This is a genomic window from Pseudoalteromonas aliena, from assembly GCF_038155085.1.
Lineage (GTDB): Bacteria > Pseudomonadota > Gammaproteobacteria > Enterobacterales > Alteromonadaceae > Pseudoalteromonas > Pseudoalteromonas aliena_A.
The window spans coordinates 1-273 of sequence record NZ_JBAKAU010000056.1; the positions used below are offsets into that span (position 1 = coordinate 1).

Genomic DNA, 273 nt, shown 5'->3' on the forward strand with positions numbered 1-273 from the left:
TAGAAATACACTCATCAATCTGTGTAAATATAGTGTCGCGAAGAGGATCGAGCGTGTTATAGGTAATATTTAAATCCGTCATCCCCGACTCTTCAAGTCGTGAGCAAAGTGGGCGCATAACAAAGCAAGACATATACAAGCCATGTAAAACAATAACGTGTTTAACTTTCATATGCTCCATAATACAAATTTTATTAAAAACATGATCATTCTAGCGTATTAAATAACCAGATACATGCGTTAAAAATTATTTATATAGAACAAATATATGTC

At 32.6% G+C, this 273-nt stretch carries 1 pseudogene; it reads right to left on the bottom strand.

Annotated elements, in window-relative coordinates:
- Window positions 1-172 (bottom strand): annotated as a pseudogene (locus V6260_RS18520) (cob(I)alamin adenolsyltransferase); the annotation flags it as partial.
- Window positions 173-273: the final 101 nt, after the last annotated feature.